Origin of the sequence: Sphingobacterium sp. DR205, assembly GCF_011064245.1 — a bacterium.
Classification (GTDB): domain Bacteria; phylum Bacteroidota; class Bacteroidia; order Sphingobacteriales; family Sphingobacteriaceae; genus Sphingobacterium; species Sphingobacterium athyrii.
In genome coordinates this window covers 1,178,636-1,205,227 of record NZ_CP049333.1, presented here as the reverse complement: position 1 = coordinate 1,205,227, position 26,592 = coordinate 1,178,636, and the positions used below count along the sequence as shown (strand labels likewise).

26 protein-coding genes and 1 tRNA gene are annotated in these 26,592 nt (G+C 38.4%); 2 read left to right on the top strand and 25 right to left on the bottom strand.

Translation table 11 applies throughout. The features are described 5' to 3' along the window. Positions 1–237: 237 nt before the first annotated feature. From rpoC to G6053_RS04895, 19 genes are all read right to left on the bottom strand, one after another. On the bottom strand, positions 238–4,515 hold the full coding sequence (gene rpoC, locus G6053_RS04980; protein WP_108635838.1) for a DNA-directed RNA polymerase subunit beta': 4,278 nt from the start codon (positions 4,513–4,515) through the stop codon (positions 238–240). Between the two features lie 72 nt (positions 4,516–4,587). Then, the gene (rpoB, locus tag G6053_RS04975; protein WP_108636101.1) at positions 4,588–8,397 is read right to left on the bottom strand and encodes a DNA-directed RNA polymerase subunit beta; all 3,810 of its coding nucleotides are present in this window, start codon (positions 8,395–8,397) and stop codon (positions 4,588–4,590) included. 168 nt (positions 8,398–8,565) lie between these two features. Beyond that, complete coding sequence (gene rplL, locus G6053_RS04970) at positions 8,566–8,943, bottom strand: 50S ribosomal protein L7/L12 (protein ID WP_002992785.1); 378 nt, start codon at positions 8,941–8,943, stop codon at positions 8,566–8,568. A 78-nt stretch (positions 8,944–9,021) separates the two neighbouring features. Beyond that, complete coding sequence (gene rplJ / locus G6053_RS04965; protein ID WP_108635839.1) at positions 9,022–9,540, bottom strand: 50S ribosomal protein L10; 519 nt, start codon at positions 9,538–9,540, stop codon at positions 9,022–9,024. A 2-nt stretch (positions 9,541–9,542) separates the two neighbouring features. Beyond that, the gene (rplA, locus tag G6053_RS04960) at positions 9,543–10,241 is read right to left on the bottom strand and encodes a 50S ribosomal protein L1 (protein WP_046672240.1); all 699 of its coding nucleotides are present in this window, start codon (positions 10,239–10,241) and stop codon (positions 9,543–9,545) included. A gap of 22 nt (positions 10,242–10,263) precedes the next feature. Next, positions 10,264–10,707, bottom strand: coding sequence for a 50S ribosomal protein L11 (gene rplK / locus G6053_RS04955; protein WP_028072660.1), 444 nt, complete (start codon positions 10,705–10,707; stop codon positions 10,264–10,266). 254 nt (positions 10,708–10,961) lie between these two features. Beyond that, positions 10,962–11,117, bottom strand: a complete 156-nt coding sequence (locus G6053_RS04950) for a hypothetical protein (protein WP_165305686.1) — start codon at positions 11,115–11,117, stop codon at positions 10,962–10,964. A 54-nt stretch (positions 11,118–11,171) separates the two neighbouring features. Further along, positions 11,172–11,840, bottom strand: a complete 669-nt coding sequence (locus tag G6053_RS04945; protein WP_108635840.1) for a CPBP family glutamic-type intramembrane protease — start codon at positions 11,838–11,840, stop codon at positions 11,172–11,174. Between the two features lie 344 nt (positions 11,841–12,184). Continuing rightward, a complete protein-coding gene (locus G6053_RS04940; RefSeq protein ID WP_108635841.1) occupies positions 12,185–12,658 on the bottom strand; it encodes a CPBP family intramembrane glutamic endopeptidase in 474 nt (157 codons plus the stop codon). A gap of 116 nt (positions 12,659–12,774) precedes the next feature. Next, entirely contained in the window at positions 12,775–13,623 is an 849-nt protein-coding gene (locus G6053_RS04935) for a TraB/GumN family protein (RefSeq protein WP_165305685.1), read from the bottom strand. 19 nt (positions 13,624–13,642) lie between these two features. Further along, positions 13,643–13,774 (bottom strand): hypothetical protein, encoded by a 132-nt coding sequence (locus G6053_RS30885; RefSeq protein ID WP_277603201.1) that lies wholly within the window; start codon positions 13,772–13,774, stop codon positions 13,643–13,645. 252 nt (positions 13,775–14,026) lie between these two features. Then, positions 14,027–14,617, bottom strand: a complete 591-nt coding sequence (locus G6053_RS04930) for a DUF3267 domain-containing protein (RefSeq protein ID WP_165305684.1) — start codon at positions 14,615–14,617, stop codon at positions 14,027–14,029. A 1,618-nt stretch (positions 14,618–16,235) separates the two neighbouring features. Then, positions 16,236–16,832, bottom strand: a complete 597-nt coding sequence (locus G6053_RS04925; RefSeq protein WP_108635844.1) for a CPBP family intramembrane glutamic endopeptidase — start codon at positions 16,830–16,832, stop codon at positions 16,236–16,238. An 89-nt stretch (positions 16,833–16,921) separates the two neighbouring features. Next, on the bottom strand, positions 16,922–17,395 hold the full coding sequence (locus G6053_RS04920) for a CPBP family intramembrane glutamic endopeptidase (protein WP_165305683.1): 474 nt from the start codon (positions 17,393–17,395) through the stop codon (positions 16,922–16,924). 69 nt (positions 17,396–17,464) lie between these two features. Then, the gene (locus G6053_RS04915) at positions 17,465–17,614 is read right to left on the bottom strand and encodes a hypothetical protein (protein ID WP_165305682.1); all 150 of its coding nucleotides are present in this window, start codon (positions 17,612–17,614) and stop codon (positions 17,465–17,467) included. Positions 17,615–17,704: 90 nt separating this feature from the next. Next, positions 17,705–18,037 carry a hypothetical protein gene (locus G6053_RS04910; RefSeq protein WP_108635846.1) on the bottom strand — a complete coding sequence of 111 codons (333 nt, stop codon included), beginning with the start codon at positions 18,035–18,037 and terminating at the stop codon, positions 17,705–17,707. A 5-nt stretch (positions 18,038–18,042) separates the two neighbouring features. Beyond that, positions 18,043–19,389, bottom strand: coding sequence for a TolC family protein (locus G6053_RS04905; RefSeq protein ID WP_108635847.1), 1,347 nt, complete (start codon positions 19,387–19,389; stop codon positions 18,043–18,045). 16 nt (positions 19,390–19,405) lie between these two features. Next, on the bottom strand, positions 19,406–21,568 hold the full coding sequence (locus tag G6053_RS04900) for a peptidase domain-containing ABC transporter (protein ID WP_108635848.1): 2,163 nt from the start codon (positions 21,566–21,568) through the stop codon (positions 19,406–19,408). Positions 21,569–21,605: 37 nt separating this feature from the next. Then, a complete protein-coding gene (locus tag G6053_RS04895; RefSeq protein WP_108636102.1) occupies positions 21,606–22,706 on the bottom strand; it encodes an HlyD family efflux transporter periplasmic adaptor subunit in 1,101 nt (366 codons plus the stop codon). Between the two features lie 113 nt (positions 22,707–22,819). Here G6053_RS04895 and G6053_RS04890 point away from each other — a divergent pair, with 113 nt between their 5' ends. Continuing rightward, the gene (locus G6053_RS04890; RefSeq protein ID WP_108635849.1) at positions 22,820–23,461 is read left to right on the top strand and encodes a rhomboid family intramembrane serine protease; all 642 of its coding nucleotides are present in this window, start codon (positions 22,820–22,822) and stop codon (positions 23,459–23,461) included. Here G6053_RS04890 and G6053_RS04885 read toward each other — a convergent pair. After that, positions 23,458–23,595 (bottom strand): hypothetical protein, encoded by a 138-nt coding sequence (locus G6053_RS04885; protein WP_165305681.1) that lies wholly within the window; start codon positions 23,593–23,595, stop codon positions 23,458–23,460. The genes G6053_RS04890 and G6053_RS04885 overlap by 4 nt on opposite strands. A 156-nt stretch (positions 23,596–23,751) precedes the next feature. Here G6053_RS04885 and G6053_RS04880 point away from each other — a divergent pair, with 156 nt between their 5' ends. Then, a complete protein-coding gene (locus G6053_RS04880; protein ID WP_108635850.1) occupies positions 23,752–24,075 on the top strand; it encodes a helix-turn-helix transcriptional regulator in 324 nt (107 codons plus the stop codon). Position 24,076: 1 nt separating this feature from the next. On the opposite strand, the gene G6053_RS04875 is transcribed toward G6053_RS04880, so the two are convergent. The 5 genes from G6053_RS04875 to G6053_RS04855 all read right to left on the bottom strand — a co-directional run bounded on the left by G6053_RS04875 (position 24,077) and on the right by G6053_RS04855 (position 26,444). Continuing rightward, positions 24,077–24,493, bottom strand: coding sequence for a hypothetical protein (locus G6053_RS04875; RefSeq protein ID WP_108635851.1), 417 nt, complete (start codon positions 24,491–24,493; stop codon positions 24,077–24,079). Positions 24,494–24,639: 146 nt separating this feature from the next. Next, a complete protein-coding gene (locus G6053_RS04870) occupies positions 24,640–25,383 on the bottom strand; it encodes a hypothetical protein (RefSeq protein WP_146191112.1) in 744 nt (247 codons plus the stop codon). 206 nt (positions 25,384–25,589) lie between these two features. After that, complete coding sequence (nusG, locus tag G6053_RS04865) at positions 25,590–26,135, bottom strand: transcription termination/antitermination protein NusG (RefSeq protein ID WP_104384853.1); 546 nt, start codon at positions 26,133–26,135, stop codon at positions 25,590–25,592. A 20-nt stretch (positions 26,136–26,155) separates the two neighbouring features. Further along, entirely contained in the window at positions 26,156–26,350 is a 195-nt protein-coding gene (gene secE, locus G6053_RS04860) for a preprotein translocase subunit SecE (protein WP_028072657.1), read from the bottom strand. A gap of 23 nt (positions 26,351–26,373) precedes the next feature. Next, positions 26,374–26,444, bottom strand: a tRNA-Trp gene (locus tag G6053_RS04855). Positions 26,445–26,592: the final 148 nt, after the last annotated feature.

The following is a 26,592-nucleotide window of genomic DNA, read 5'->3' as shown; positions in this document are numbered from 1 at the left end:
GAATCCCAATCATTAACAACAATCCGTTGGCTAAAAATGGATAAGACAACAGCAATTCCCATAATTTTTCTCTTATCCAAAGTGAAATAGAAGGTGATCCTAGATTATTTTCAACAAGACAATATATAGCTAATTAACATCCTTAAGAATAAGAATTCATAAAAACCTAGTTCCATAAAGCAAAAAAAGGTCCAGACATGCGCCTGGACCTTTCTATATGAAATAATCTATGCTAGATTAATCTTCTTCTTTCGAAGCCAACAATTGATCGTATTCTTCACGAGAACCGACAATTAAGTTGCTGTATTGACGGATACCTGTACCTGAAGGGATCAAGTGACCAACGATTACGTTTTCTTTCAAACCTAACAAGTTGTCACGTTTACCAGCGATAGCAGCTTCGTTCAACACTTTAGTAGTCTCTTGGAAAGAGGCCGCTGAGATGAACGATTTCGTACCCAACGATGCTCTAGTGATACCTTGCAACAATGGACTTGAAGTTGCTGGAATTGCTTCACGCACTTCTACAAGTTTTAAGTCACGACGTTTCAAGCTTGAATTCTCCTCTCTCAACTTACGTAAAGAAACAATTTGTCCTGGACGTAAGCTATTGGAATCTCCCGCATCGACAACGACTTTTTTGTCAAACAAAGAATCATTCTCTTCCATGAAGTCCCATTTGTTTACAGCTTCTTTTTCTAAGAAACGTGTATCTCCCGGATCCTCAATGTTAACTTTTTGCATCATCTGGTGAACGATCGTTTCGAAGTGCTTATCGTTGATCTTCACACCTTGAAGACGGTATACCTCTTGGATACCATTCACGATGTAATGTTGCACCGCTGACGGTCCTTTAATCGATAAGATATCTGCTGGAGAAATCGAACCATCCGATAATGGCATACCTGCTTTCACAAAGTCATTATCCTGAACAAGGATATGTTTAGAAAGTGGCACCAAGTATTTCTTGATTTGACCATCACGTGATTCTATCGACATCTCACGGTTACCACGTTTCACACCACCTAATGTTACCACACCATCGATTTCTGTCACGACAGCAGGGTTAGAAGGGTTACGTGCTTCGAATAGCTCGGTTACACGTGGAAGACCACCCGTGATATCTCGTGTTTTACCAGTAGAACGAGGAATCTTAACTAAGATACCACCTTCTTTCACAGTCACCCCGTTAGCAACAGCAACGTGGGCGCCCACCGGTATATTGTACGTACGGATAACCTCTCCGGATTTATCAAGAATCTTGATGGATGGGTTTTTCGTTTTATCACGTGTTTCAATAATTACTTTCTCTTTGTGACCAGTTTGCTCATCTGATTCTTCACGGAAGGTAACACCTTCGATGATTGCATCAAACTCAACTTTACCAGCAAATTCAGAGATAATTACCGCGTTATATGGATCCCATTCTACCAATTTATCCCCTTTAGCTACAGTACCACCGTCTTCAACGAACAATTGCGAACCGTAAGGGATATTTTGTTGGAATACAATTTTATTATGTGCATCAATGATCTTAACCTCACCAGAACGTCCTAAAACGACTTGATGTGTACCATTGTCATTTGTTTGCGAAACGGTACGCACATTTTCAAATTCGATTCTACCATCGTATTTAGAAATGATGCTTGAGTCTGCGGCGATGTTTGATGCCGTACCACCCACGTGGAACGTACGAAGTGTTAACTGTGTACCCGGCTCACCGATTGATTGAGCTGCGATAACACCGACAGCTTCACCCAATTGAACACGTTTACCGGACGCCAAGTTACGACCGTAACAACAAGCACACACACCACGTTTCGATTCACAAGTTAATACAGTACGAATTTCGACACCCTCAATACCTGATTTCTCGATGACTTCAGCGATTTCCTCCGTGATATCTTCGTTTGCAGAAACAATTAACTCATCTGTTTCCGGATGGAATACATCATGTAATGGTGTACGACCCAAAATACGATCGAACAATGGCTCAACTACATCATCATTATCTTTTAATGCTGTTGTGTAAATACCACGTAAACCACCACAATCTTGCTCCACAACGATCATATCCTGAGCAACGTCATGTAAACGACGAGTCAAGTAACCCGCATCCGCCGTTTTCAACGCCGTATCCGCAAGACCTTTACGCGCACCGTGGGTAGAGATAAAGTACTCCAATACGGACAAACCTTCTTTAAAGTTTGACAGGATCGGGTTTTCAATAATCTCACCACCTGAAGTACCGGATTTTTGAGGTTTCGCCATCAGACCACGCATACCACATAACTGACGGATCTGCTCTTTCGAACCACGGGCTCCAGAATCCAACATCATATAAACTGAGTTGAAACCTTGATTATCGTTAGAAAGAATATCCATTACGTGCGCTGTCAATCTATTGTTGATACGCGTCCAGATATCGATGATTTGATTGTAACGTTCGTTGTTGGTAATGAAACCCATGTTATAGTTGTTCATCACTTCTTCAACTTCGTTCGTTGCTTGTTGGATCAACTCAGCTTTCGCAGCAGGAATGTTCAAATCTTCCAAGTTGAAAGAAAGACCACCTTTGAAGGCTGTTTGATATCCCAATTCTTTCATATCATCCAAGAATTGCGCTGCACGAGCCATACCCGTAGTCTTCACAATCTCACCGATGATATTACGCAAAGATTTTTTGGTAAGCAATTCATTGACAAATCCCATTTCTTCAGGAACAACTTGGTTGAAGATCACACGACCCACAGTTGTTTCTAATAAGGTATCAACGATGCTACCATCTTTTTGTCTAACTTTTGTTTTTACTTTAATCCAAGCGTGAAGATCGATTTGCTTCTCATTTAAAGCAATGATGACCTCTTCAGCCGAATAGAAAATCATATCTTGACCTCTTACGATATGATCACCAGCAGTTTTACGGCCTTTAGTAATATAGTAAAGACCCAATACCATGTCTTGAGATGGTACTGTGATCGGCGAACCGTTCGCAGGATTTAAGATATTGTGTGCTGCCAACATCAAAATTTGGGCTTCCAAAACTGCGGCATTACCTAGAGGTAAGTGAACCGCCATCTGGTCACCGTCAAAATCGGCGTTGAACGCTGTACACACCAATGGGTGTAATTGAATCGCTTTACCCTCTACCAAGGTAGGCTGGAAAGCTTGAATACCCAAACGGTGAAGCGTAGGTGCACGGTTTAGTAATACAGGGTGACCTTTCAATACGTTTTCAAGGATATCCCATACAACCGGATCTTTACGATCTACGATTTTTTTAGCTGATTTTACTGTTTTCACAATACCACGCTCGATCATCTTACGGATGATAAACGGTTTGTAAAGTTCAGCAGCCATATCTTTAGGAAGACCACACTCGTGTAATTTCAAGTGAGGACCTACCACAATTACCGAACGAGCCGAATAATCCACACGCTTACCTAATAAGTTTTGACGGAAACGCCCTTGTTTACCTTTCAAAATATCAGACAAAGACTTCAACGCGCGGTTACCTTCAGTCTTAACAGCATTCACTTTACGCGAGTTGTCAAACAATGAATCTACCGCTTCTTGAAGCATACGTTTTTCGTTACGTAAGATTACTTCTGGAGCTTTGATTTCAATCAAACGTTTTAGACGGTTGTTACGGATAATCACACGACGGTATAAGTCGTTCAAATCCGAAGTCGCAAAACGGCCACCATCCAAAGGCACCAAAGGGCGCAATTCAGGCGGAATGATTGGAACAATCTTTACGATCATCCATTCTGGACGATTCTCGATATTTTCACGTGAGCTACGGAAAGCTTCAACAACATGAAGACGTTTTAACGCCTCATTTTTACGTTGTTGCGAAGTCTCGTTAGCAGCTTGGTGACGTAAATCGTAAGATAATTGATCCAAATCAATACGTTTCAACAAATCTTCCAACGCCTCAGCCCCCATCTTAGCGACAAATTTTTGAGGATCGTTATCGTCTAAATATTGATTTTCTTTTGGTAAAGTATCTAAAATATCTAAATATTCTTCTTCAGTCAAGAAGTCCATAAAGTTGATACCATCTTCTTCCTTAATACCAGCTTGGATAACCACATAACGTTCATAGTAAATGATCATATCCAATTTCTTGGTAGGAAGTCCCAATAAATAACCGATTTTATTAGGAAGAGAGCGGAAGTACCAGATGTGCGCAACAGGAACCACCAAGTTGATGTGTCCCATACGCTCACGACGTACTTTTTTCTCCGTTACTTCAACACCACAACGGTCACACACGATACCTTTATAACGGATACGTTTGTATTTACCACAGTGACATTCGTAATCCTTTACAGGACCAAAAATACGCTCACAGAATAAACCATCACGTTCTGGTTTGTAGGTACGATAGTTAATCGTTTCCGGTTTTGTAACTTCACCACTTGAGCGTTCCAAAATAGTTTCTGGAGAAGCCAAGCTGATCGTAATCGAAGTGAAGTTGCTTTTAATTTTATTATCTTTTTTGTAAGACATACTTATTCAAAAGTTAAAGCTTTATAAAGAAGCTTTGAAGGACTGGAGCCCTTCAAAGCCCTAATTGCTTAATTAATCCAATGTGATATCTAGACCCAATCCGCGCAACTCGTGTACCAATACGTTGAACGATTCTGGTACCGATGGTGTTGGAAGATTGTTACCTTTTACGATTGCCTCGTAAGTTTTGGCACGACCAACCACATCATCCGATTTCACAGTCAAGATCTCTTGAAGGATGTTAGATGCACCGAATGCTTCCAATGCCCAAACCTCCATCTCACCGAAACGCTGACCACCGAATTGTGCTTTACCACCCAGCGGCTGTTGCGTGATCAATGAGTAAGGACCGATTGAACGCGCGTGCATTTTATCATCAACCATGTGACCTAATTTCAACATGTAAATTACACCTACAGTCGTTGGTTGATCAAAACGGTCACCTGTTAATCCGTTATACAAATATGTACGTCCGGATTTTGGCAAACCAGCTTTCGCCACCCAGTCTTGTACCTGATCCATTTCAGCACCGTCAAAGATTGGCGTCGCAAACTTAACACCTAATTTTTGACCAGCCCAACCCAATACGGTTTCGTAGATCTGTCCCAAGTTCATCCGTGAAGGTACCCCAAGTGGGTTCAACACGATATCAACAGGTGTACCATCTTCCAAGAAAGGCATATCCTCATCACGTACGATACGTGCAACGATACCTTTGTTACCGTGACGACCAGCCATCTTATCCCCTACTTTCAATTTACGTTTTTTAGCGACGTAAACTTTAGCCATCTGCACGATTCCTGATGGAAGTTCATCCCCGACAGATACTGCGAATTTATCACGTTTGAACGCACCTAACTCTTCATTAATTTTGATATTGTAATTATGAAGGGCCATTTTGATCAACTCATTTTTATCTTCGTCAGTTGTCCATCCCATTGGGTTGATGTTGTTGTAATCTAATTCAGCTAAGATTTTTTGTGTAAACTTAGCGCCTTTAGCGACCAACAACTCTTTATATACATTGTATACACCTTGGCTTGTTTTACCATTCACCACAGTGAATAATTTTTCCACCAAACGCTCTTTCAATGATTTAACAGCTCTATCGTGAGCAACCTCTAGTTTCTCTAAAGTTTTACGTTCAACCTCTTTAGACATTTTCTTCGCACGGGAGAACAACTTCGTATCGATCACAACACCTTTCAACGAAGGCGGCGTTTTCAATGAAGCATCTTTCACGTCGCCAGCTTTGTCACCAAAGATTGCACGTAATAATTTCTCTTCTGGAGAAGGATCAGACTCACCTTTAGGTGTGATTTTACCGATCAAGATATCGCCACCACCAACTTCTGCACCAATACGGATAATACCGTTTTCATCCAAGTCTTTTGTCGCTTCTTCAGATACGTTAGGAATATCAGCTGTCAATTCTTCCTCACCACGTTTCGTATCACGAACTTCAAGTTCGAATTCTTCAATGTGAAGAGAAGTAAACCAGTCTTCTTTCGCTACACGCTCAGAAATTACGATCGCATCCTCAAAGTTATATCCTTGCCAAGGCATGAACGCTACTTTCAAGTTACGACCCAATGCCAATTCACCATTTTCAGTAGCATAACCTTCACACAATACTTGTCCTGGTTCAACTCGTTGGCCTTTTCTAACGATAGGCTTCAAGTTCATACAAGTATTCTGGTTGGTTTTCTTGAATTTGATCAATCTATATGTTCTGACATCATCATCAAATGATACAAGACGATCATCGTCGTTTCTGTCATAACGGATCTTAATTTCATCAGCATCTACATACTCTACCACACCGTGACCTTCAGCATTGATCAAAGTACGTGAATCTTTCGCTACACGACCTTCAAGACCAGTACCTACGATAGGAGCTTGCGGGCGCAATACAGGCACAGCCTGACGTTGCATGTTCGATCCCATCAATGCACGGTTGGCATCATCGTGTTCCAAGAAAGGAATCAACGAGGCCGCAATAGATGTAATTTGGTTTGGAGCGACGTCCATATAATCAAGCATATTAGGCTCGATAATCGGGAAGTCACCCTCATATCTGGCTTTCACTTTTGCATCTTCGAAATTACCTTTGTCATCATACAAAGCATTCGCCTGTGCAATTGTTTTGCCATCTTCATCTTCAGCAGATAAGTATACTACCGGTTCGTCGACCACAACAACCCCATCTTTTACCTTACGGTAAGGAGTTTCGATAAAACCTAAGTGGTTAATTTTCGCGTGTACAGCCAACGAAGAGATCAAACCGATGTTTGGACCCTCCGGTGTTTCGATTGTACAAAGACGACCATAGTGTGTATAGTGAACGTCACGGACTTCGAAACCTGCACGCTCACGGGAAAGACCACCAGGACCTAAAGCTGACAAACGACGCTTGTGCGTAATTTCAGCAAGAGGATTGGTTTGGTCCATGAACTGAGACAACTGGTTAGTACCGAAGAACGAATTGATTACCGACGAAAGTGTACGTGCATTAATCAGATCCGTTGGCGTAAACACTTCATTATCGCGGATGTTCATACGCTCACGGATTGTACGGGCCATGCGAGATAGACCTACACCAAATTGAGCATATAATTGTTCGCCTACAGTACGTACACGACGATTTGACAAGTGGTCAATATCATCCACCTCAGCTTTAGAGTTGATCAAATTGATCAAATACTTCACAATTGCGATGATGTCCTCACGTGTCAATACTTTCGTATCGTCCGGAGTATCCAACTTCAATTTACGGTTGATACGGTAACGACCAACGTCGCCCAGATCATAACGTTTATCCGAGAAGAACAAACGGTCGATGATACCACGAGCTGTTTCCTCATCGGGTGGTTCAGCGTTACGCAATTGACGATAGATATGTTCTACCGCTTCTTTTTCGGAGTTGGATGTATCTTTTTGTAAAGTGTTATATATAATAGAATAGTCCGCATTGTTTGAGTCATCATCTTTCGCTAAAATAATAGACTTAACGCCAGCTTCGATGATCAAATCAATGTGATCTTCTTCTAGAACAGTTTCACGCTCAAGGATAATTTCGTTACGGTCGATAGATACTACTTCACCAGTATCCTCATCCACGAAATCTTCTACCCATTTTTTCAATACCCTAGCCGCAAGACGACGACCAACATATTTTTTAAGACCAGATTTACTAACTTTTACTTCATCCGCTAAATCGAACAATTCCAAGATATCTTTATCCGAATCGTAACCGATAGCACGCAATAAGGTAGTAACTGGGAATTTCTTTTTACGGTCGATATACGCATACATGACGTTGTTTACGTCTGTTGCGAACTCGATCCAAGATCCTTTGAAAGGAATTACCCTTGCAGAATAAAGTTTAGTACCATTTGTGTGTCTACTTTGACCAAAGAAAACGCCCGGTGAACGGTGTAATTGCGATACGATGACACGCTCTGCACCATTTACCACGAAAGTACCTTTAGGAGTCATATAAGGGATAGTCCCTAAATATACATCCTGAACAATAGTTTCGAAATCTTCGTGTTCTTCATCATTACAAGATAACTTTAACTTAGCCTTTAAAGGAACGCTATAAGTCAAGCCGCGCTCGATACACTCTTGGATATCATAACGTGGTGGATCAATGAAATAATCCAAAAACTCTAGCACAAAAATGTTTCTTGAATCAGAAATAGGGAAGTTTTCCGAGAATACCTTGAACAGCCCTTCCTGATGGCGGTTGTCAGAAGTAGTTTCTAATTGAAAAAACTCCTTGAAAGATTCCAATTGCACATCTAAGAAATCTGGATATTCCAATACTTTCTTACTTGTTGCAAAGTTTATTCTTTCTTGTTGAATATTATTGTTTGCCAAGGGAATATGAATTTTAGTTTTAAAAAAACTGCGCTTACATGTATGCTGTAAACCACATGTCCACTGTGCCCAGCATATACACAGCATAGTGGCGTATTGATATAAATAGGAATAGACTCTGACGAAAAATCGTCAGAGTCTAAACCTTTTCGGGCTAATTAGTTGAGATTATTTAATCTCAACAACAGCACCAGCTTCTTCTAATTGTTTTTTCAAAGCTTCTGCTTCGTCTTTAGATACACCAGCTTTCAATTCTTTAGGTGCTCCGTCAACTAAATCTTTAGCTTCTTTCAAGCCTAATCCAGCTAAATCTTTAACCAATTTAACTACAGCTAATTTTTGACCACCAGCTTCTTTCAAGATAACGTCAAATGAAGTTTTCTCTTCTGCAGCAGCAGCACCACCTTCAGCTGGAGCAGCAGCTACAGCAACAGCAGCAGCAGCAGGCTCGATGCCATACTCGTCTTTTAAGATATCAGCTAATTCTTTAACTTCTTTTACTGTTAAGTTAACTAACTGTTCAGCAAGTTGTTTTAAATCTGCCATTTTATTTTGAATTTTTGAATGTACTTTGTAAAAATTGTTAATTAAATTGTAACGAATGATTCTGTTCTAGAGGATTCGTTAACCTCTTTCTTCTAAAGCTTTTACTAAACCTGCAACAGTATTTCCTCCTGATTGAAGAGCCGAAATAACATTTTTCGCAGGTGACTGCAATGCAGCGATAACGTCAGCGATAAGTTCGTTTTTAGATTTAAGATTAACTAATGCAGTTAATTGATTATCTCCTACGAATGCTGTTGCCTCAATGAAAGCCGCTTTTAACAACGGTTTCTCACCTGTTTTGCGCAATTCTTTGATCAATTTAGCAGGTGCATTAGCGACTTCAGAAAACATCATTGTAGACGCACCTTTAAGCGTTCCAAAAATATCTTCTTCTTCAACACCAGCTTCGATCAATGCTTTCTTAATTAAAGTGTTTTTAACAGCTTTAATTTCGATACCTTGCTCAAAACATTTACGACGAATGCTATTCACTTTTTCAACGGACAACTCAGCAGTATCGGTAATATAGAAGTTACCGTAAGATTTAATCTGTTCGGCCAAAGCTTGAACAATTTCTTGTTTTTCTTCTTTTCTCATGATTAAATACCTGCTACTGATTTAGTCTCAATATGAATACCAGGACTCATAGTTGAGGAAATGTGAATACTTTTAAAGTAAGTTCCTTTAGCTGCAGATGGTTTCAAACGAGCTAGAGTTTGTAATACCTCTAATGCGTTATCATATATTTTATCTGCATCGAACGACGCTTTACCAATAGAAGTATGGATGATACCGGTTTTGTCAACTTTGAAATCGATCTTACCACCTTTTACATCTGTTACAGCTTTACCAACTTCTGTTGTAACTGTACCAGTTTTAGGGTTAGGCATCAAGTTTCTTGGACCTAAAATACGACCCAATTTACCAACTTTAGCCATAACACTAGGCATAGTAATAATGATATCAACGTCAGTCCAACCACCTTCAATTTTGCTGATGTAATCATCTAAACCTACGTAGTCTGCACCTGCTGCTTTAGCTTCTTCTTCCTTATCAGGAGTACACAAAACTAAAACGCGAACAGTTTTACCAGTACCGTGAGGTAATGTTGCAATACCACGCACCATTTGATTTGCTTTACGAGGATCTACGCCCAAACGAACGTCGATATCCACAGAAGCATCAAATTTGGTCAATGAGATTTCTTTAACTAAAGCCGAAGCTTCTTTCAAAGAGTATGCTTTACCAGCTTCAATTTTGGATAGTGCCGCTTTTTGATTTTTTGTTAATCTAGCCACTTTTCTTAAATTGATTTCTTAATTAATTGTTCCAAGGAGCATTACCGGATACAGTAATACCCATACTACGTGCTGTACCAGCTACCATTCTCATAGCAGCCTCTACAGTAAATGCATTTAAATCAGGCATTTTATCTTTAGCGATAGTCTCAACTTGTTCCCAAGTGATAGCCGCAACCTTTTTACGGTTAGGCTCGCCAGATCCACTTTTTAATTTAGCAGCATCTTTTAATTGAACTGCTACCGGTGGAGTCTTGATGATAAAATCAAATGACTTATCCGCGTAAACTGTAATGACAACAGGTAATACTTGACCTGGTTTGTCTTGCGTACGAGCGTTGAACTGTTTACAGAAATCCATGATATTCACACCTTTAGCACCTAATGCAGGTCCTACTGGAGGTGAAGGATTCGCAGCTCCGCCCTTAACTTGTAATTTTACTAACGCACTGACTTCTTTTGCCATTTTGTTTTGAATTTAATTTTGTTAAATGTCTGTTAGTAAGTTGGAAGCAAATAACGTAACATTCATCGATCGGGACGTAACACCCCAACCGAGGTGCAAAGTTAATAAGAAGATTTGAATCCTGCAAGTATCTAACTTTTAATTTTTCAGGAATTTAGGTTTTTCTTTGTAAAGGTTCAATCTATTCCGACATCCTTCCATTTGTACTCAATTGCCATCACCGAATAACCTTGTTTCATAATTTTCTCCGAACGCTAACTCCTGTCTCCGCTATTTCCAAAGACATCATCTATTCCCGCATTTACGCCTTGCATAAAAGCATCAAAATTGTTGATCAATGCAATCAAAAAACCGATTATGACCAAAGCATATAGGAGATACTTAACCCTTTCAGATTTTAAAATTTCCATAGCCTAATTTTATTTAAATAAATTATTCATATTATAGACTTTCGCGTATTGTGTTTAAATTTTCACAAGAACAGCAACAAAATTCACCAACACATGCAGCACCACCCCATATATAAATCCATACCTTACCCTTAGAAAAACTGTCAAATATCCAAGGATGATCTGTGGAAGTACATAAATAGGATAAAGAAACCAAATACTCGTATTAATAGGGGCAAAATTTGCTATGTGCACTAATCCAAATGAAATGGCACTTATTGAGCCCAGAACCTTTATTGAAACAATCCTCATTAGAAATTGTTCAATATTCATACCCTTCAGTATTTGATAGGTCAACAAACAGATCAGCAAAAAAGATGAAACGATGGCCAAGGTCATTAAATTCATCTTAAATAAATTCTTAAAGCCTAACAGGGAATAGATTAAAATAACAGAAAGAGATATCGCTATATGCCGTGGATCAAAAGACAGCCACAGACGAAACATAGTCTCCTCCACTAACGGGGCAAAGAAAGCAGCCAATAAAATTATATAAAAGCTATTATTATGCGCTAAAGCCCTGATCGATCTAAACACATCATGATTCAACAGACTTGGCAATTTATAATAATCAACTACCAAAAAAGTATCAACAGATTTAATGATTAACATGAGTACCATGCCAATTCCCATAAATAGCAGATACAAATAACCAACTAACTTTATTTTATCTTTTGTTAACATGGCTGAACGTTAAACATAACAATAGTCATATTAGGAATCAGCCAACATTACTTATTCCTTGTTGAATTGTATCCCTCATTAAACGCTTCGATAAGCGCGCTGCTATTAGAAAAAACATAAACAATGAATGCTATCAATGCTATTATAGCCCCCAATTTTAAAAGTGTTTTAATTTTCATGCTACTTTAGATTTTAGTTACTGTTCCATCATAGACATTTACCGACGGGATGGGCAATTTTTTCTGCTCGTCTACAAACTGTATCTGAGCCTTGGATTGTAGATTTGCGAGCAGACAAATCAGAATAATAATAAACCTTATTCCCATATTGTAGAGAAGCTTCGACTAAGCATAAGTACTAAAAAAAGCAACTATATTGGCCATGGCATGTAGTGCAATCAGCAATAAAATTTTATTCCATTTTCCTTGTGGACGTAATGCCATATAATAATAAGCAAATACAAACCCTGAAATAATAGTTGCAAGTATATACCATATATTATAATAATGAAATAAACCAAAAACAATAGCTGCAATAACAACGCTAATTGAAGCGGAAACTTTTAATTTACGTAATACTTCCAATATAAAAAATTGTGCAAAAAAAGTTTCCAAGATCGGCGCCACAATCACCAATAACACAAATGTAAATGTCAATCCCTGTTTATGATATTCCTCAATATCAGCAAAACCTGGCGAGAAATGATCAAAAAGATAATACGCACCCCAATTTGTCATTTCTTCAATTAAAAAGAATACCAGAAAAAAATACAGATTTCTATGCTTAGGTATTGCTATTACTTTAAAAATATCGCTCATTTTATACAGCTAACATCATTAAATTACGAAGCAGCATTTGATTCCTTGCCAACAACATAATTTAGTCTCCCCCCCCTATCAACGTACTACTTACTTTATATCTAAAAAATAACACCTTAATTAATTGCCGTCAGGCTATAACCCTTTTCTCTAAGTAATGAGATCAACCCCTTTTCACCAGACAGGTGTCCAGCTCCTACAGCAACGAAGCAGCTCTGCTCCTTGACTAAATTCGGAATAATCGTTGTCCAGTTTACATTCCGTCCTGCCAAGAGCTTTTCTTTCTGTTCAGCTGTCATCCAAGTCGGATCCTGAATCAATTCCGTTAACTCGGTTAAGTTTTCATTCTTATAGGCGGCTACCATCTTAGCTGTCAGCTCAGGATACTTATCCAACTGAAACACTGACTCCATAAATAACTTTGGCGTAATCAAATCTTTTAATAGATTGAATTGAAAATCGGGAGTTTCAAGTTCGCCAATTGACTTTCCCTTTATTCTTGCGATCTCTGCCAATTCGGCCTCAAATGATTTGATCTTGGTTGGATCCGGACAGTTAAAACCTTTCATTGCAAATAAGGACATGGCCGTGACAGGCGATACATAATCCAATAGTTTAATGGAAAGCTGCTGAGGCACCAAGATGCTATCCATACTTTTTATATCACTTTCAGTAAATTTTTTTATAAAATCAGGCTGCGGAGCGGCGAAAGCCTGCATGATCTGTAGATTTTCAGGCTTCGTCAGATCAACTTCAAACACGACTTTCTCACTTGAGTTAAGCGCATCCAGGCATTTCTGTTTGATTTCAAAATCGTCAGGACACAACATGTGGATCGTACCAAACAAATAGGAATCGTGTTTCAGGCCATTTCCCGAGATTTTCCATAGCATCGAATTACTTTGCGCAAAGCCACCAGAAGTGACAAAAAAGAAGAGTATTAGGAGAATAAAATATTTTTTCATGTATATTAATATAAGATTATTATTTATTTCTGGCCGCATTCAAACCATCTTCAAATCCTCGAATAAGTTCGCCAACATTAGATAGAAGGTATACACAAAATGCCAAAACAGCTATTATACCTACAAATTTTAAAAGTGTTTTAATTTTCATGATGATTTAGATTTTAGTTTATGTACCAAAAATAAACATTACGATATATTTGTACCACAACCTGTGGTTGTATTGCAATAAATTTCTTTTTTTGGCAAATAAGTAGCAAAATGGCGTATTAATATACGGGATCAAGGCATCTCTTATTACAATAGTTGGGTTGGAGGCATTGGAAGAAATTAAGAACTAGCTACATGGTATTTAGACCAGCCCTTCAGATAGGATATTCTTCGTAATCAGAAATCCGCTAAATTACATAACCTTTTTCAAAACAAAACACCCTCCCTCAGTAGGATGATCAAGTACCAGGTTATCTTTATTCTCTTTATAAATTAAATTTAAAATCATGAAATCACCTGATGCTGCACCTGAGAAAAAAATTGCAAAAAGTAATAGTGGCAAATTCCCCGTAAAAATTGAATAAATACCTGGCAATAAACCAACTATAATAAAAGGCATAACAAGAGCAAGCATATAAGCCCTAACTTGTAGGGGTTCTTTACAATGAGCATAGGGCGTGAGCATCTTCCATAAAACACCAAATTTTATCGATTTAAAACCCTCTTTGGCGAAAAATGCAAATACAATACCATGAATCAATTCATGAATAACGATACCCGAAACAATAATAATTACATAAACCCACCATACATTAGAATCCTTATCATAAATATTATTTTTCATTATAGAAAAACTTTCCTTTATATCCCATAACAAATAAAAAGGCAGTCCATATAATAAAATAAAAATAGCAAAGAACAAAAAACCAACTACATTGGCTTTATACAAATTAATTAATCGTGGCTCTACGACATATCCTGGATAATTCTCTATTTCACTCATAAATTTCTAGCTTTACATCTGCTTATTATTATCTAAAACCAACACCGCCACAGTGTGGACTTAATTTAATCAAGATGTTCATCATTAAATCACCAAATATAACAACTGCTTTTCAATAGTACTTGTTTGCTCTATAACGATGCATTATAAATCAAGAAAGATAGCATTGTTTATATTTTTTAGATAATACCAACAATGCTATCTAAAATTCATGTTAAGTTAACGCTAAACCTATCGCCAACCCCGCAACAAATCATTAGAATCAACAGAGGTATACCTCCACCATCAAGTTCCTGCATTTCCACTTCTGTAAGTGGAACCAATGACATATTTTCAATTTTCATATTATTACGAATTAACTAGCAACATACATACGAATTTCAGCTCCAATAAAAAAACCAACAGCCATGAACCGAACCCGAATTTTGTCGGATGAGCTCTTGAATGCCGATAATAAAGAAAAAACTCCATGAAAAAAGTTCTCGGTGCCTTTTGAAAACATGCACTTTTAGAAAAAATAAAAAGCGCTATATATGAATATTCAATTTGCTATTTCAATACGCTGTCGTTCAGCAGTATTTTTCCCTATTCTATAACCTATATAAAAAGCTATTAACAATAGAAAACCAAAGCATATAAATGCATCCACATATTTACGTTTTACACTTAATTGAAGAATGTTTTTGTTCACCAATATACTCTCTATTTGCGTTTTTTATGAAATATCGGGAATCGTTCGCATACCACTTTTATTTATAGGTGAAGATCCTCAATATTTTTACTGGCTTGCACTTCCCCCTATTTCATATCCTAAAGCAAACTCAGCATTCCCTATCAATCACCTCATTTCTTTCTTATCAATTTATTCTTGTGATTTTTATGCTCTCCTTCAAATACGCATGCTATCGACACAGCTCTTTGATCTTCACTATCAAATTATCAATATCAATTTGGAGCAAATACACTAATATAGCAATGGCTACAACAGTTAGCACATTTTTCCATATTTTTTTTGTTCCTTCACTCATTTTATATAGGAAAGTATTTGAATAACATTCCGCCTAGAACGTAACCCAGCCTATAAAGAATAAATATGAAAGCGAGTGCTAAAAAGCAAAAATTCTTGTGAGACACAAAAAACAAATAAAACTTCTCCATACATTGATAATGAATTAGAAACTTAGGAATCTAAAAATAAAAATATTGATCGATTTTTGCAATAAACAAATGGAATAATTTCCAGAAAACTCTTAAAAAATTCTCGCTCTTCTCATCTAAGCTTTTATCAATGTGATATAAAATGTAAATCGATTCGCTATCTTCCAACACGGTTATTATTATATTCAAAAACTAAGCGTATTAAGCTTAATTTTTTTAATCAATCTCGGTTCTACAACAAACCCAGAATAATTCTTTATTTCATTCATAAGTTTATTTTTGCTCCAGATAATCATTATGTTTTCTCGATATTAATCGATTGATGAATGCAGAAGAATGAAAATTTGACTTGATGATTTAGATTTGATTTACTATTCCAAAAATAGGCAACACCTCCCGTACAAACTATAACCAGAAGTTGTATTTTGAAATATTTTAACAGAATATTTAGCATTTTTATTTACAAATTGTCATTAATAGATTTCTTATCATAGCGAGAAACAGTAAATACAACAAGGCATAACAAAAGCCCCCGAACAATTAGGCTTGCAAGCCCCCCTTCTATTCCATAGGCTCCTCCAAACCAATAATTGACGGTTGGAAAAGTAAGATTAAACCAACCTTCCTTTATCGTTCCACTCATTGGGAGCGAAAATAACCATTGAGCATAATTCCATCCGAAGTGCAATCCTATCGGGTAATATATATATTTTGTCTGCATATAAGCATAGGCATAAATAATACCGCCTAAAAAATGGGAAAAAAAAGCAATGGCAGTGAAATTAGAATTTGCCAAATGACAAATAGCAAATAACAAACTGGAAATTACTATTGATTTTTTTCTACTGAAAGATTTCCCTAAACCTTTAATCAAATAATATCTAAATATGATCTCTTCAAAAAAAGCTGAACAGATACATATTAGAAAAATATTAAATTGATCAGACATGGTAATAGTGTTGGAAGCTATATCCAAGCCAAACAATAGAAAAAACACAATCAAAATAATACTTGATTGTAAGGTACCAAATATTAAAAGTTCTATTTTCTGTTTCAATAAATCAAACTTAGGAAGAACCTAAGTAGTAAAGTACTTAGGTTCTTACGTAAAATAGTTTTTATTTTGAAAGTACTAAATTACCCATCTTATATATAATCAAAAAATGAAATAAAATTCCCTATCAAATGAAGCATAAAAACAAATACTATTTTATTGCTTTTCCCTTGATCCCGTAGAGCCATATAGTAATACGGTAATATCCAACCCGTCAATAAAATATAACCCATATATGGAATATTATAATTGTGAAATAATGCAAAGATAACGGTACTAACAACAATAGCTATACTGGGCGAAATCTTTAGCTTTAATAGTAACTCCAGCGCGACAAATTGGAACACTATTGTTTCAAATAGTGGAGCAAATATTACCATGATTACAAATAAAAGCCACTTAGGAACATTAGCGACTGACTCTACAGCACCAAAATCAAATGTAAAATAATTAATGATCTGCGTAAAACCGTAACTTAGAATAGTATCTATAAAAAAAAACAGCAAAAAAAATAAAAAATTATATTTTTTATGTATTTTAATAACAGGAAATAATATATATTTCATACAAACCATTAAACGAATGGTATGGCATCTACTCAAATAAAGTCAATGCCACACCAAATTAGATAACTATTATAAAAAAGTTTCCGCAACCCAAACAGCTAGCTCCCCAGCTGCCTTCAACCATTTACCTACGCGTGTCTGCTGTCCACCATCAATTTCCATCATTTCCTTAGCATTCATCTCTTGAACACCGAAACCTTTTAAATCTAATGTATTCATTTTTTTGATTTATAAAAAATTAGCTCCTACTCTATTTTAAGCCTTTTCGGATTCCTGCTTTGTTATTTAATACTACTAAATTACTTTTCCTCAATGCACAAAAAAAGCATTCAATAAATGAATTGAAATAAAGTTGTCACCCGCATTTGCTTGCCTCATTTGATTTAGATCTAGCAAATGGATATTTTCTTGCTGAACTTCTACCTTGATTTGTATTGAGTATTCTTTTTCATAATAATACGTATTAAGCGATCTATCAAAAGCAATTGGAGCACCTATATCCTTGAGATATTCAATAATACGGGCCAATCGCGATACAGAAAGCCCAAGTCGAATCGCTAGTTCCGACTGAGTCCCCGTCCTTCTCCGCCTGATCAACTTGTCCAACAAATTAATCCGGTCTATATATTGGAATAACTTCATATAATTTAATTTATCGTTCCATAAATCTGGTAGCGTAGCAGCAGCTGATTGAACACCACATTATATTTGCTGCGGATCTTTTCCGACTCCGCCTTGATCAAATTACTTTTACTGGTATTGATGTCGTAAATAGATGCCTTGCCTGCCTCAAAACTCCGCAAGGTGTAATCCAAAGATTGCTCCGTTGCCGTGCTCGCTTCTACCGCAATACCATATTGCTTTCTGTTCTCGTCCAATTCAAGCAATAGCTTGTCTAGGATATGTTGCTGAGCGAGCCTTTCATTGTCGGCCGACAATTGGATATTTTGCTTGTTAAATTCGATCTGCTTCAACTGCCGTTTTGTTTTCCCCTTGTTAAATATGGGTACCGAAACCGTTACGGCGAGCTGCTGGGCAAAATTATCTTTGCTCTGCACAAAAAAAGACCGCGTATTCTCTGCTTTAAACGCATTGAAATATGTACTCCCCAAACCAGCAGATCCTTTTACTGTCGGAAATAGTGCTGCTTTAATTAGCTTGGATTCGAGGTCAAGTCCATCCTTTTGATTTTGGAGTTTAGCAAATACTGGATTATGTAAATAGGCTTCTTCCCGCAAGTTCGATATTTCCGAAAAAGTACTGTCATGCTGCGGATCTTGCGCAGTTATCGGGACCGCCAATCGCAAACTACTGTAATCTGGATGGTTCATCAATTGAGCCAATTTGAGCAAGGACTGTTGTCTATCTTTGTGATACTGCTGATATTGCTGCCTTTCCCGTGCCAGATTGGCTTTTGCTTCTGCAACTACCGACACAGCTGTTGCTCCCACCGCCGTACTTTTCTCGGCTTTATCCAATAACTGCTTTGAAAACTGCATGGCCGAATCCTGTGATACCAATAGCGCCTGAGCCAGCAAAGTCTGCAGATAGGCTTCCATCAGCTGAACGGTAAGATTTCTTTTCAATATTTCTTTCTCGATACGTTCCTGCTCCGCTTCAGAAGCTGCTTTTTTGGCCTGATTGCGAAAATAATTATACTGGTAAAGGGTTAGTTCCGCGTTGATCCCCATATTGCTATTCAAGTTATCATTACGCCGGATCGTACCGAACACATCCTGTGATGATCCAAAAGTGGTATAACCGTTCGCATAGCCATTGACACTTGGCAAACGCTCACGGAGTGCCATTTCCTGATCCAACACCTTTATCGCAGCCTTAATTTCCTGCTGCTTGATCGGCAGATTATGCTCCACCGCATAATCGATACAGTCTTGCAAAGTCCAGGTTTGTTGTGCCAGCACATCCACAGACAGCATTACCCATATAAGAATAAGACAATACTTTATACTCTCCCTTCGATAAATGTTCATCATTGAATAATAGGCTAGATTAGTTTAACACGATCGATTGCTTTTTCCACATATCCTTATAAACCGACTCCTGCGCCAGTAGCTGCTTATGTTCCCCCTGTTCGATAAGTACACCGTCTTTAAGCACAAGGATCGTATCCGCTTCCGCAATGGTGCTCAGCCGATGTGCAATGACGATCATCGTCTTACCCGAATCTTTGAAGCGGCGAAAAGCCCGTTGAATCACCTGTTCCGTTGATGTATCCAAGGCCGAAGTCGCTTCGTCTAAAATGAGAATATCCGGATCACGATATAGCGCACGCGCAATGGCAATACGTTGCCGCTGTCCACCCGATAACATAGACCCGTTTTCACCCAGCTGTGTCTCAAAACCAGCAGGTAGCTTTTCGATAAAAGACATCATGTCCAATTCATTGACCACCTGCAATAGACGCTGAAAATTAGGGATATCCTCCCCGACGACTATGTTACTAATGACGTTACCCGAAAATAAATCAATCTGCTGGGGTACTATGGCGATGCGTTCCCGAAGTGAACTCTTTGAGATATAATTCAGATCGTACTGTCCAATGGAGATCTTGCCCTCCTGTAGCGGGTACAGTTTTTGGATAAGTGCTCCGAGAGTGGTCTTACCGCTGCCACTCTCCCCGATCACAGCTGTCATTTTCCCCTGCTCTATTCGGCAGCTAAAATTGCGGAATACCTCCACCCGCGATCCATAGGAAAAACGGACATTATCGAATACGATATCACCAACCAGATCCGATGTCAGCTGTAATTTTTCTTCGGATTCCTCACGCTCCAGATCCATGATTTCAAACAACCGATCTGCAGCGATCAATGCATTCTGCAAGGTTTTGTTCATTCCGATCAATTGTGTCACCGGCCCGGTAAAATATCCGATCAACGCATAAAAGGATAAGAGTTCGCCCGGTGTGATCGTACGTTCGATCACATAATAAGAGCCTGCCCATAAGAGGATAATGGTAAAGAGCCGCGACAACAATTCACCAGAGGTGCTGGAAAACAATCCATTCATCACCGAGGCATAGATTGTTTTCAACAAATGCGAAAACCTGTTGTCTGTACCGCTATTGAAATAAGTTTCGATACCAAACTGCTTGATAGTCTTGACCGAATTGAGCGATTCGACCAGATGCGATTCCAGTTCGGCTCCCTCTTCCATCATCCGCCGCTCTACTTTTTTGTTTAGTTTATTGGAAAGCCAATATACCCCCAGATAAAAGGGGATAACGAGCAGCATTATCAACGCCAGTTTCCAGAAATAAGTAAACATGAGCGCAAAGGAAAATACCACGATCAGCACATTGACCACAGCCTGTATGGCCACATCATTGATAAAAGCACGAATTTTGACCGCATCATTGACCCGCGATATAATCTCGCCGACTTTCATTGTATCAAAGAAGCGCTGCGGAAGGCTCAGCAAGTGTTTATAATAGCCTAAAATAAGATACTTGTCGATCCTTTGTCCCGTCTGTAAGACCATCACGCTTTTCAATGTACCAATGAGCAGCTGAAAAACCAGAATGACCAGCATACCGATAGAAAGCAGGTTCAGTAGGCGTACATTGCCATCCACCAGCACATAGTCGGTAATTTTTTCAATGTAAAATGATGTTGAAAGTCCCAGCAGCGTATACACCGCAGCGCCGACCAGCGCCTGAACAATGACCGAGCGATGCGGCTTGATCAGATTCCAAAATCTTTTATAAACGGCGGTCTTTTCATTTTTCTGTTCAAAGTACTCATTAGGTTCCATTAATATCAGTACCCCGGTCCAGATCTTCTGAAAGGCCTCAAATGTGTATTTTTCCACTTTTCCCAGTCCGGGATCCATCACCGTAATTTTATCTTTTTCAACCTGATAGATCACCACATAATGCTGGAGCTGCTCTTTAAGTACAACATGAGCAATTGCCGGAAGCGGGATCTGCGGAATAGCATCCATTGCGCCCTTGACACCTTTGGCATTAAAACCCATCTGCTGCAGTCCTTGCACCATCCCCAATACATTGGTACCACGCGTGTCGGTATGGCAATACTGTCTGATCTTGGCGATGGGAATATGCGTGCCATAATAGCCTGCAATAGAAGCCAGACAAGCCGCTCCACAGTCACGGATATCGTGCTGTTTGATACAAACAGGTGATTTTTTCATTCGTACAAATTATTATTGTCAGATAATAGAGAAGTTTTTATAATGCGCTCGTTTTAGCGCCAAGGTTTGGATTGAACAGGTCATCAGCCCGATCAAACAGGAGCTGCCATAAGGTACGGTCCAAGAGATAAAATCGGGCATTGAATGTATTCCCCTTTCCTACAAAGACCTTATTACCATTGGGTAAGCCCAGAAAATTTTGATCCATGCGGCACCTGACCCTAAAAAAAGATCCCTGCTGCTGATCCGTCACCAAATTGTAGTCGATATCATGCACTGTACCCGACAGAAATCCCCATTGGTTATAATTATACGTATCCATCTGAAACTTTACCGATTGACCGTTTTTGATGTAGCCAATGGATTTGGTAGGCACCATACATTCGGCTATAAGCTGATCTTCTGGTGAAATTTCGAGGATATCCTGACCCTGTACCAGCTGTCCTCCTTTTTGATACCCTTTAAAATTGACCACGGTCCCAGTGATAGGTGCCCGAACAATATAGTTTTGACCATCAATCAAGATAGACTTTTTCTCAGACGACAGCGATTGCGCCTTTTGTTGCAATTCGACCAGCTTAGCACTCCATTGCGCCATCTGTTGTTTGCGTATTGTTAGAAACTGATTTTCCAGTTGTTCAAAGGAATATTTGGTCTTATCGAGCTCAGCTTGAGACACCACCCCCTGGCTATATAGTTTATTATTACGCTCCAGTTCGCGGCGTGCTAATGTAAGTTGCGACTGGATTTCGGACATCCGCTGCTCCATCGATAGATATTCCAACTGGTATTGTCCACCTTGCACGTTTTTTGCGTCTCCCGCGAGAATGAGTTTCAGGTCAGCAATCTGTCGTGAATAGTCTGCCATCAAATCCTTATTTAAGGACAGCTTATTTTCCAGATCTTCAGAGACGACAATCAGTAAAGTGTCCCCTTCCTTTACCTGCTGATTGTTGCCCACGATACGATTGTCAATGATGCGACCACTGACCAAAGAGAGTATTTTTGCATTCTCCATCTTGGGCCTAATGATCCCCTGTGCCGAAATTGAGATCGGCACCTTGATTAACGGCAATAATATCAGCCCTATCACTATAGCCGCTATCAGCAGTAAGTATATGATATTTGTTCTTTTCATCTTGGTTTTGATCAACGATACAAAATTGATCAATAGCCCGAACACCCACCACAACCTGAGGTTGTATTTTAAAATTTATTAATTATCTTCGGAAGCACAATTAATGGCCGTTGATGAAATTTTTTGATATATTTCCAACTTTTTCCGAAGCTCCATATTCCTATATCGTCGTTCCGATTATATTGGCCTGCAGCATGATTGGATTTTATCACAAACCATTTTTCCATGCACTGATCCTGCACCCCTACGAAATAGCAAGAGGTAAGCGTATTCATACCTTGCTTACCTCCGCATTAGTTCATCGCAACGGGATTCACCTATTGTTTAATTGTATTGTAATTTTTGGATTAGGGTATGATATGTTTGCCGTCTTAAATCAAGCATATAGTATTATCATTGCACAGGTGTTCACAATATTGATTTTTCTTCTTTTTATAATAGTACCTAATTTCGTTCAAACACTTTTTAAAAAGAAAGACTTCAGGTTTACGGCTGTTGGTGCATCAGGCCTTTCCTCTGCACTATTCGGTTTTTCCACACTATTTTTCCCTTTGCAAAAAATCAATCATTTATTTATACCTTGGATTCATAATGCCACACATTATTGGCTATATATGTTATTAATATCTTTTCTACTTTCATTCATCAAGATTTCTAGAATAAATAGACCATTACACTTAGTCGCATTTATCCTTGGCTCTATATTAGCACTCATAATCAGCCCTTATACATTCGAGTTGAAAGATGCTTTTTAAGGTTTAAAATAGTTCAATATTGACTCAAACCAACTTACATCTTTAGAATTTTCCCTTTCAGTTCCCCCCTCAATTTCCACCACTTCTTTTTCATCTAATTCTCTTACGTTAATTTCTTTTAATTTTTTTTCCATGATATCTGATTTTTATTTTTTCAAAATTCACAGAAAAGCAGTTTAGGTACCACAACCTGAGGTTATATCCTATAACCACCAGTTTTATCATAGAAAAACTTACAACTTCAAGTTATATTTATTAAATTAGGCCTTCTTATTTGGGTATTGAAAAGAATGGCAAAAGAGGAAATCGGAACTATTATCAGACAGAAAAGAGAGAGCCTCAAGATATCACAAGAGGCTGTTGCGTTTATTTTGAACATGTCACAGGCAGCGTATTCAAAAATTGAACGAAATGAGACTAAACTAAAAGTGGAGCAAGTTTACAAGATAGCTGACTATTTTGGCATTACGATCTATGAATTGTTGCCGCCTGCCCTAGCAAGCGATATAACCGGAGAAAATATATTCGGGCTGCTCTTTAATTATATCATGATTGCATGGAAAAAAACAAAAAAGCAATTTAAGAAAAAGAATACCGATATTCATGAAGCCTAGTTTATCCAAAAAATGCGATATGTGCCAGAAAGGCCTCAGCGTATATCGGGCCTATCGGAATTTTATGATTGACATGTTCTAGCGTCACCGAATTTGCAGTGACCGATATTATTTTATCAATTCCGCCATAGCTGCACTCGCCCTCCAGCATAAAAAATAAATACAGAAATCGCTCGGGTACATTAAGATTAAAACGGAAGGGTACAAGGGCTTCAACCTGAATAAGATCGACAAAGAATGAATCGTAAAAATAATACTGGCTCATCAGCCTACCAGCTTCATCATCCGCAAGCTGAATAGTATTACCAGTAGCAAAGTGTAAATCATAGCGATAGGTGGTGTAGCTCGGCTCCATGGCGTGACATTTTCCATCTTCCCATACGATGTAATAAGGTCTATTTTTTTGGCTCTTTAGCATAGGCTAACAAATTTGGTTAAAACTTGCTTCAAAAGTTTTTTACCAATCTAGCCTACTTAGCCAAAAACGAAAAAAGTAATCGATGAAATCGGACGGTTTTCGGACGAAATTCCGAAATGAACAATTCCATGTACAAAGCATCCGTATTACCCGGATGTATTATTGCGCAAATGATCACAGCGGAGCGCAAGATTCTTTAGCTTTTTTTCAAGCGCCTTCTTTGAATCCTGCTGCAGCATAGCACCATCCATATTCCGCAATGTCCGCAATGCTTCATAAATCAGATTACGTATTAATATGCGATTGCTTTCATTATCAAATAAACGTTCTATCACGCGGATCTGTGTCTGGATACCAGCCTCCTCGTCATCAGGTAATAACATGGCTCGGGATTCAAGCCTGCCTAAGTGAACTTCCAGTTCTCCTTTCGATTTTTTGAGCTGGCCTGTAACCTCAAGGTCTTTCAAGCTCCTAGAAGCTCCCTCTATTAATTTGATTATTATAGTTTTACTTCCTTTATTCTTTAGAGAACGTCTTATTAGCTCAATTTTCTTTCGCAGCCCCTCAAGAGCGTTTGCTGATGGAGCTTCCTTTTCTTGCCGTCCGTTGGCACGAAGTTCTTTTGCCTTATCTTTCTCATCCGTCACTTCCTTGTAGGCTTCCAGCACTAATTCTGTTTTGCTAGGAAGGTCCAGTTCCTCGCGTCTGCTCGTCAGATGCCAACCATCACATGCGATACAATGATAAGATCTTACGGGAGCATAGCCTGACTCGTTCAGAATTTCTTTGTTATTATATTGCATAAAGTTTTCGGCCTTTTTCTGCGATTCGAAAAGCATTTTTGAACGTTGTGCCTCTCTACAAAAAAATCGACTTTTTGTTGGTTTCATAGTTCATAATTTTTATAAAAGGTTCTGGGAACATATGACCGGCAGTTCAATTTACAAAAAAAAACAGATACCGCTTTTAACATTTTCTTTACAAAGAACGGTGCTGATGAAGCAGTCATCAGTCCGAGATAACATAAAAGAGGAAAAAATAAAAAAAAAGCCTTACATTTTCATGTAAAGCTTTTCTCTATCGTTAATTACTAATCTTACTCTTTTTCTACTTGCATGTAGTTTAACTCCAGCGGAGTCTTACGACCGAAGACTTTCACCATGACGATCAATTTCTTCTTATCTTCATGAACTTCTTCGATCTCACCAGTAAATCCATTGAAAGGGCCATCGTTTACTTTCACTGTTTCGCCCACATAGTAAGGAACATTAATGGTTTCACCTTGCTCGGCCATTTCATCTACCTTACCTAGAATACGATTTACTTCTGCTTGGCGCAAAGGAACAGCATTACCAGCTTTGTCTCCCAAGAAACCAATTACGCTATTGATATTTTTGATGACGTGTTCTAACTCTCCGTCAAGAGCGGCTTCCAATAAAACATAACCAGGATAGTAGTTACGTTCTTTAGCAACCTTCTTGCCATCGCGCATTAAGTAGTATTTCTCCATTGGAATTAACACTTGAGGAACCAAGTGTTCAATACCTAAACGACTAACCTCGGCATCAATATATTGCTTTACTTTCTTTTCTTTACCACTTACAGCACGAACTACGTACCACTTTAAACCTTGATCTGCCATAAATAAATACGATTGAAAAATTAAGAAGCAATACCGTACAAGAATTCTAACCCTACACTTGAAGCTTTATCCATTACAAAGACAACCAATGCAATAAGAAGAGACGCAACAAGCACAATAACAGCTGAACTTTGTAACTGAGACCACGTAGGCCAAGTCACTTTCTCAGTGATCTCCACGTAAGAGTCTTTAAAAAAATCAAGTACTTTTGCCATTTTAGTTTATCTGTTTTTATAAGCACGGGCACCAGGACTCGAACCCAGACCAAAGGTTTTGGAGACCTTCGTTCTACCTTTAAACTATGCCCGTGTATTTCTTATTTTGTGATGCAAATATAGTGTTTTAAACCACTTTCTGCAAATCTTTTTTTACTTTTTTTTATTTTAATCCGATAAATCGCTTATCGAAAAAATAAGCTAATCAACAGCAGTTGATTAGCTTATTCTATGTGATTCTA

What these genes read in the sequence shown, in the direction of transcription:
- rpoC (WP_108635838.1), bottom strand. Translation starts at nt 4,515, where the DNA reads ATGTCTTACAAAAAAGATAATAAAATTAAAAGCAACTTCACTTCGATT.
- rplL (WP_002992785.1), bottom strand. Translation starts at nt 8,943, where the DNA reads ATGGCAGATTTAAAACAACTTGCTGAACAGTTAGTTAACTTAACAGTA.
- rplJ (WP_108635839.1), bottom strand. Translation starts at nt 9,540, where the DNA reads ATGAGAAAAGAAGAAAAACAAGAAATTGTTCAAGCTTTGGCCGAACAG.
- rplK (WP_028072660.1), bottom strand. Translation starts at nt 10,707, where the DNA reads ATGGCAAAAGAAGTCAGTGCGTTAGTAAAATTACAAGTTAAGGGCGGA.
- G6053_RS04950 (WP_165305686.1), bottom strand. Translation starts at nt 11,117, where the DNA reads ATGGAAATTTTAAAATCTGAAAGGGTTAAGTATCTCCTATATGCTTTG.
- G6053_RS04945 (WP_108635840.1), bottom strand. Translation starts at nt 11,840, where the DNA reads ATGTTAACAAAAGATAAAATAAAGTTAGTTGGTTATTTGTATCTGCTA.
- G6053_RS04940 (WP_108635841.1), bottom strand. Translation starts at nt 12,658, where the DNA reads ATGAGCGATATTTTTAAAGTAATAGCAATACCTAAGCATAGAAATCTG.
- G6053_RS04935 (WP_165305685.1), bottom strand. Translation starts at nt 13,623, where the DNA reads ATGAAAAAATATTTTATTCTCCTAATACTCTTCTTTTTTGTCACTTCT.
- G6053_RS30885 (WP_277603201.1), bottom strand. Translation starts at nt 13,774, where the DNA reads ATGAAAATTAAAACACTTTTAAAATTTGTAGGTATAATAGCTGTTTTG.
- G6053_RS04930 (WP_165305684.1), bottom strand. Translation starts at nt 14,617, where the DNA reads ATGAGTGAAATAGAGAATTATCCAGGATATGTCGTAGAGCCACGATTA.
- G6053_RS04920 (WP_165305683.1), bottom strand. Translation starts at nt 17,395, where the DNA reads ATGAAATATATATTATTTCCTGTTATTAAAATACATAAAAAATATAAT.
- G6053_RS04915 (WP_165305682.1), bottom strand. Translation starts at nt 17,614, where the DNA reads ATGAATACATTAGATTTAAAAGGTTTCGGTGTTCAAGAGATGAATGCT.
- G6053_RS04910 (WP_108635846.1), bottom strand. Translation starts at nt 18,037, where the DNA reads ATGAAGTTATTCCAATATATAGACCGGATTAATTTGTTGGACAAGTTG.
- G6053_RS04905 (WP_108635847.1), bottom strand. Translation starts at nt 19,389, where the DNA reads ATGATGAACATTTATCGAAGGGAGAGTATAAAGTATTGTCTTATTCTT.
- G6053_RS04900 (WP_108635848.1), bottom strand. Translation starts at nt 21,568, where the DNA reads ATGAAAAAATCACCTGTTTGTATCAAACAGCACGATATCCGTGACTGT.
- G6053_RS04895 (WP_108636102.1), bottom strand. Translation starts at nt 22,706, where the DNA reads ATGAAAAGAACAAATATCATATACTTACTGCTGATAGCGGCTATAGTG.
- G6053_RS04890 (WP_108635849.1), top strand. Translation starts at nt 22,820, where the DNA reads ATGAAATTTTTTGATATATTTCCAACTTTTTCCGAAGCTCCATATTCC.
- G6053_RS04885 (WP_165305681.1), bottom strand. Translation starts at nt 23,595, where the DNA reads ATGGAAAAAAAATTAAAAGAAATTAACGTAAGAGAATTAGATGAAAAA.
- G6053_RS04880 (WP_108635850.1), top strand. Translation starts at nt 23,752, where the DNA reads ATGGCAAAAGAGGAAATCGGAACTATTATCAGACAGAAAAGAGAGAGC.
- G6053_RS04875 (WP_108635851.1), bottom strand. Translation starts at nt 24,493, where the DNA reads ATGCTAAAGAGCCAAAAAAATAGACCTTATTACATCGTATGGGAAGAT.
- G6053_RS04870 (WP_146191112.1), bottom strand. Translation starts at nt 25,383, where the DNA reads ATGAAACCAACAAAAAGTCGATTTTTTTGTAGAGAGGCACAACGTTCA.
- nusG (WP_104384853.1), bottom strand. Translation starts at nt 26,135, where the DNA reads ATGGCAGATCAAGGTTTAAAGTGGTACGTAGTTCGTGCTGTAAGTGGT.
- secE (WP_028072657.1), bottom strand. Translation starts at nt 26,350, where the DNA reads ATGGCAAAAGTACTTGATTTTTTTAAAGACTCTTACGTGGAGATCACT.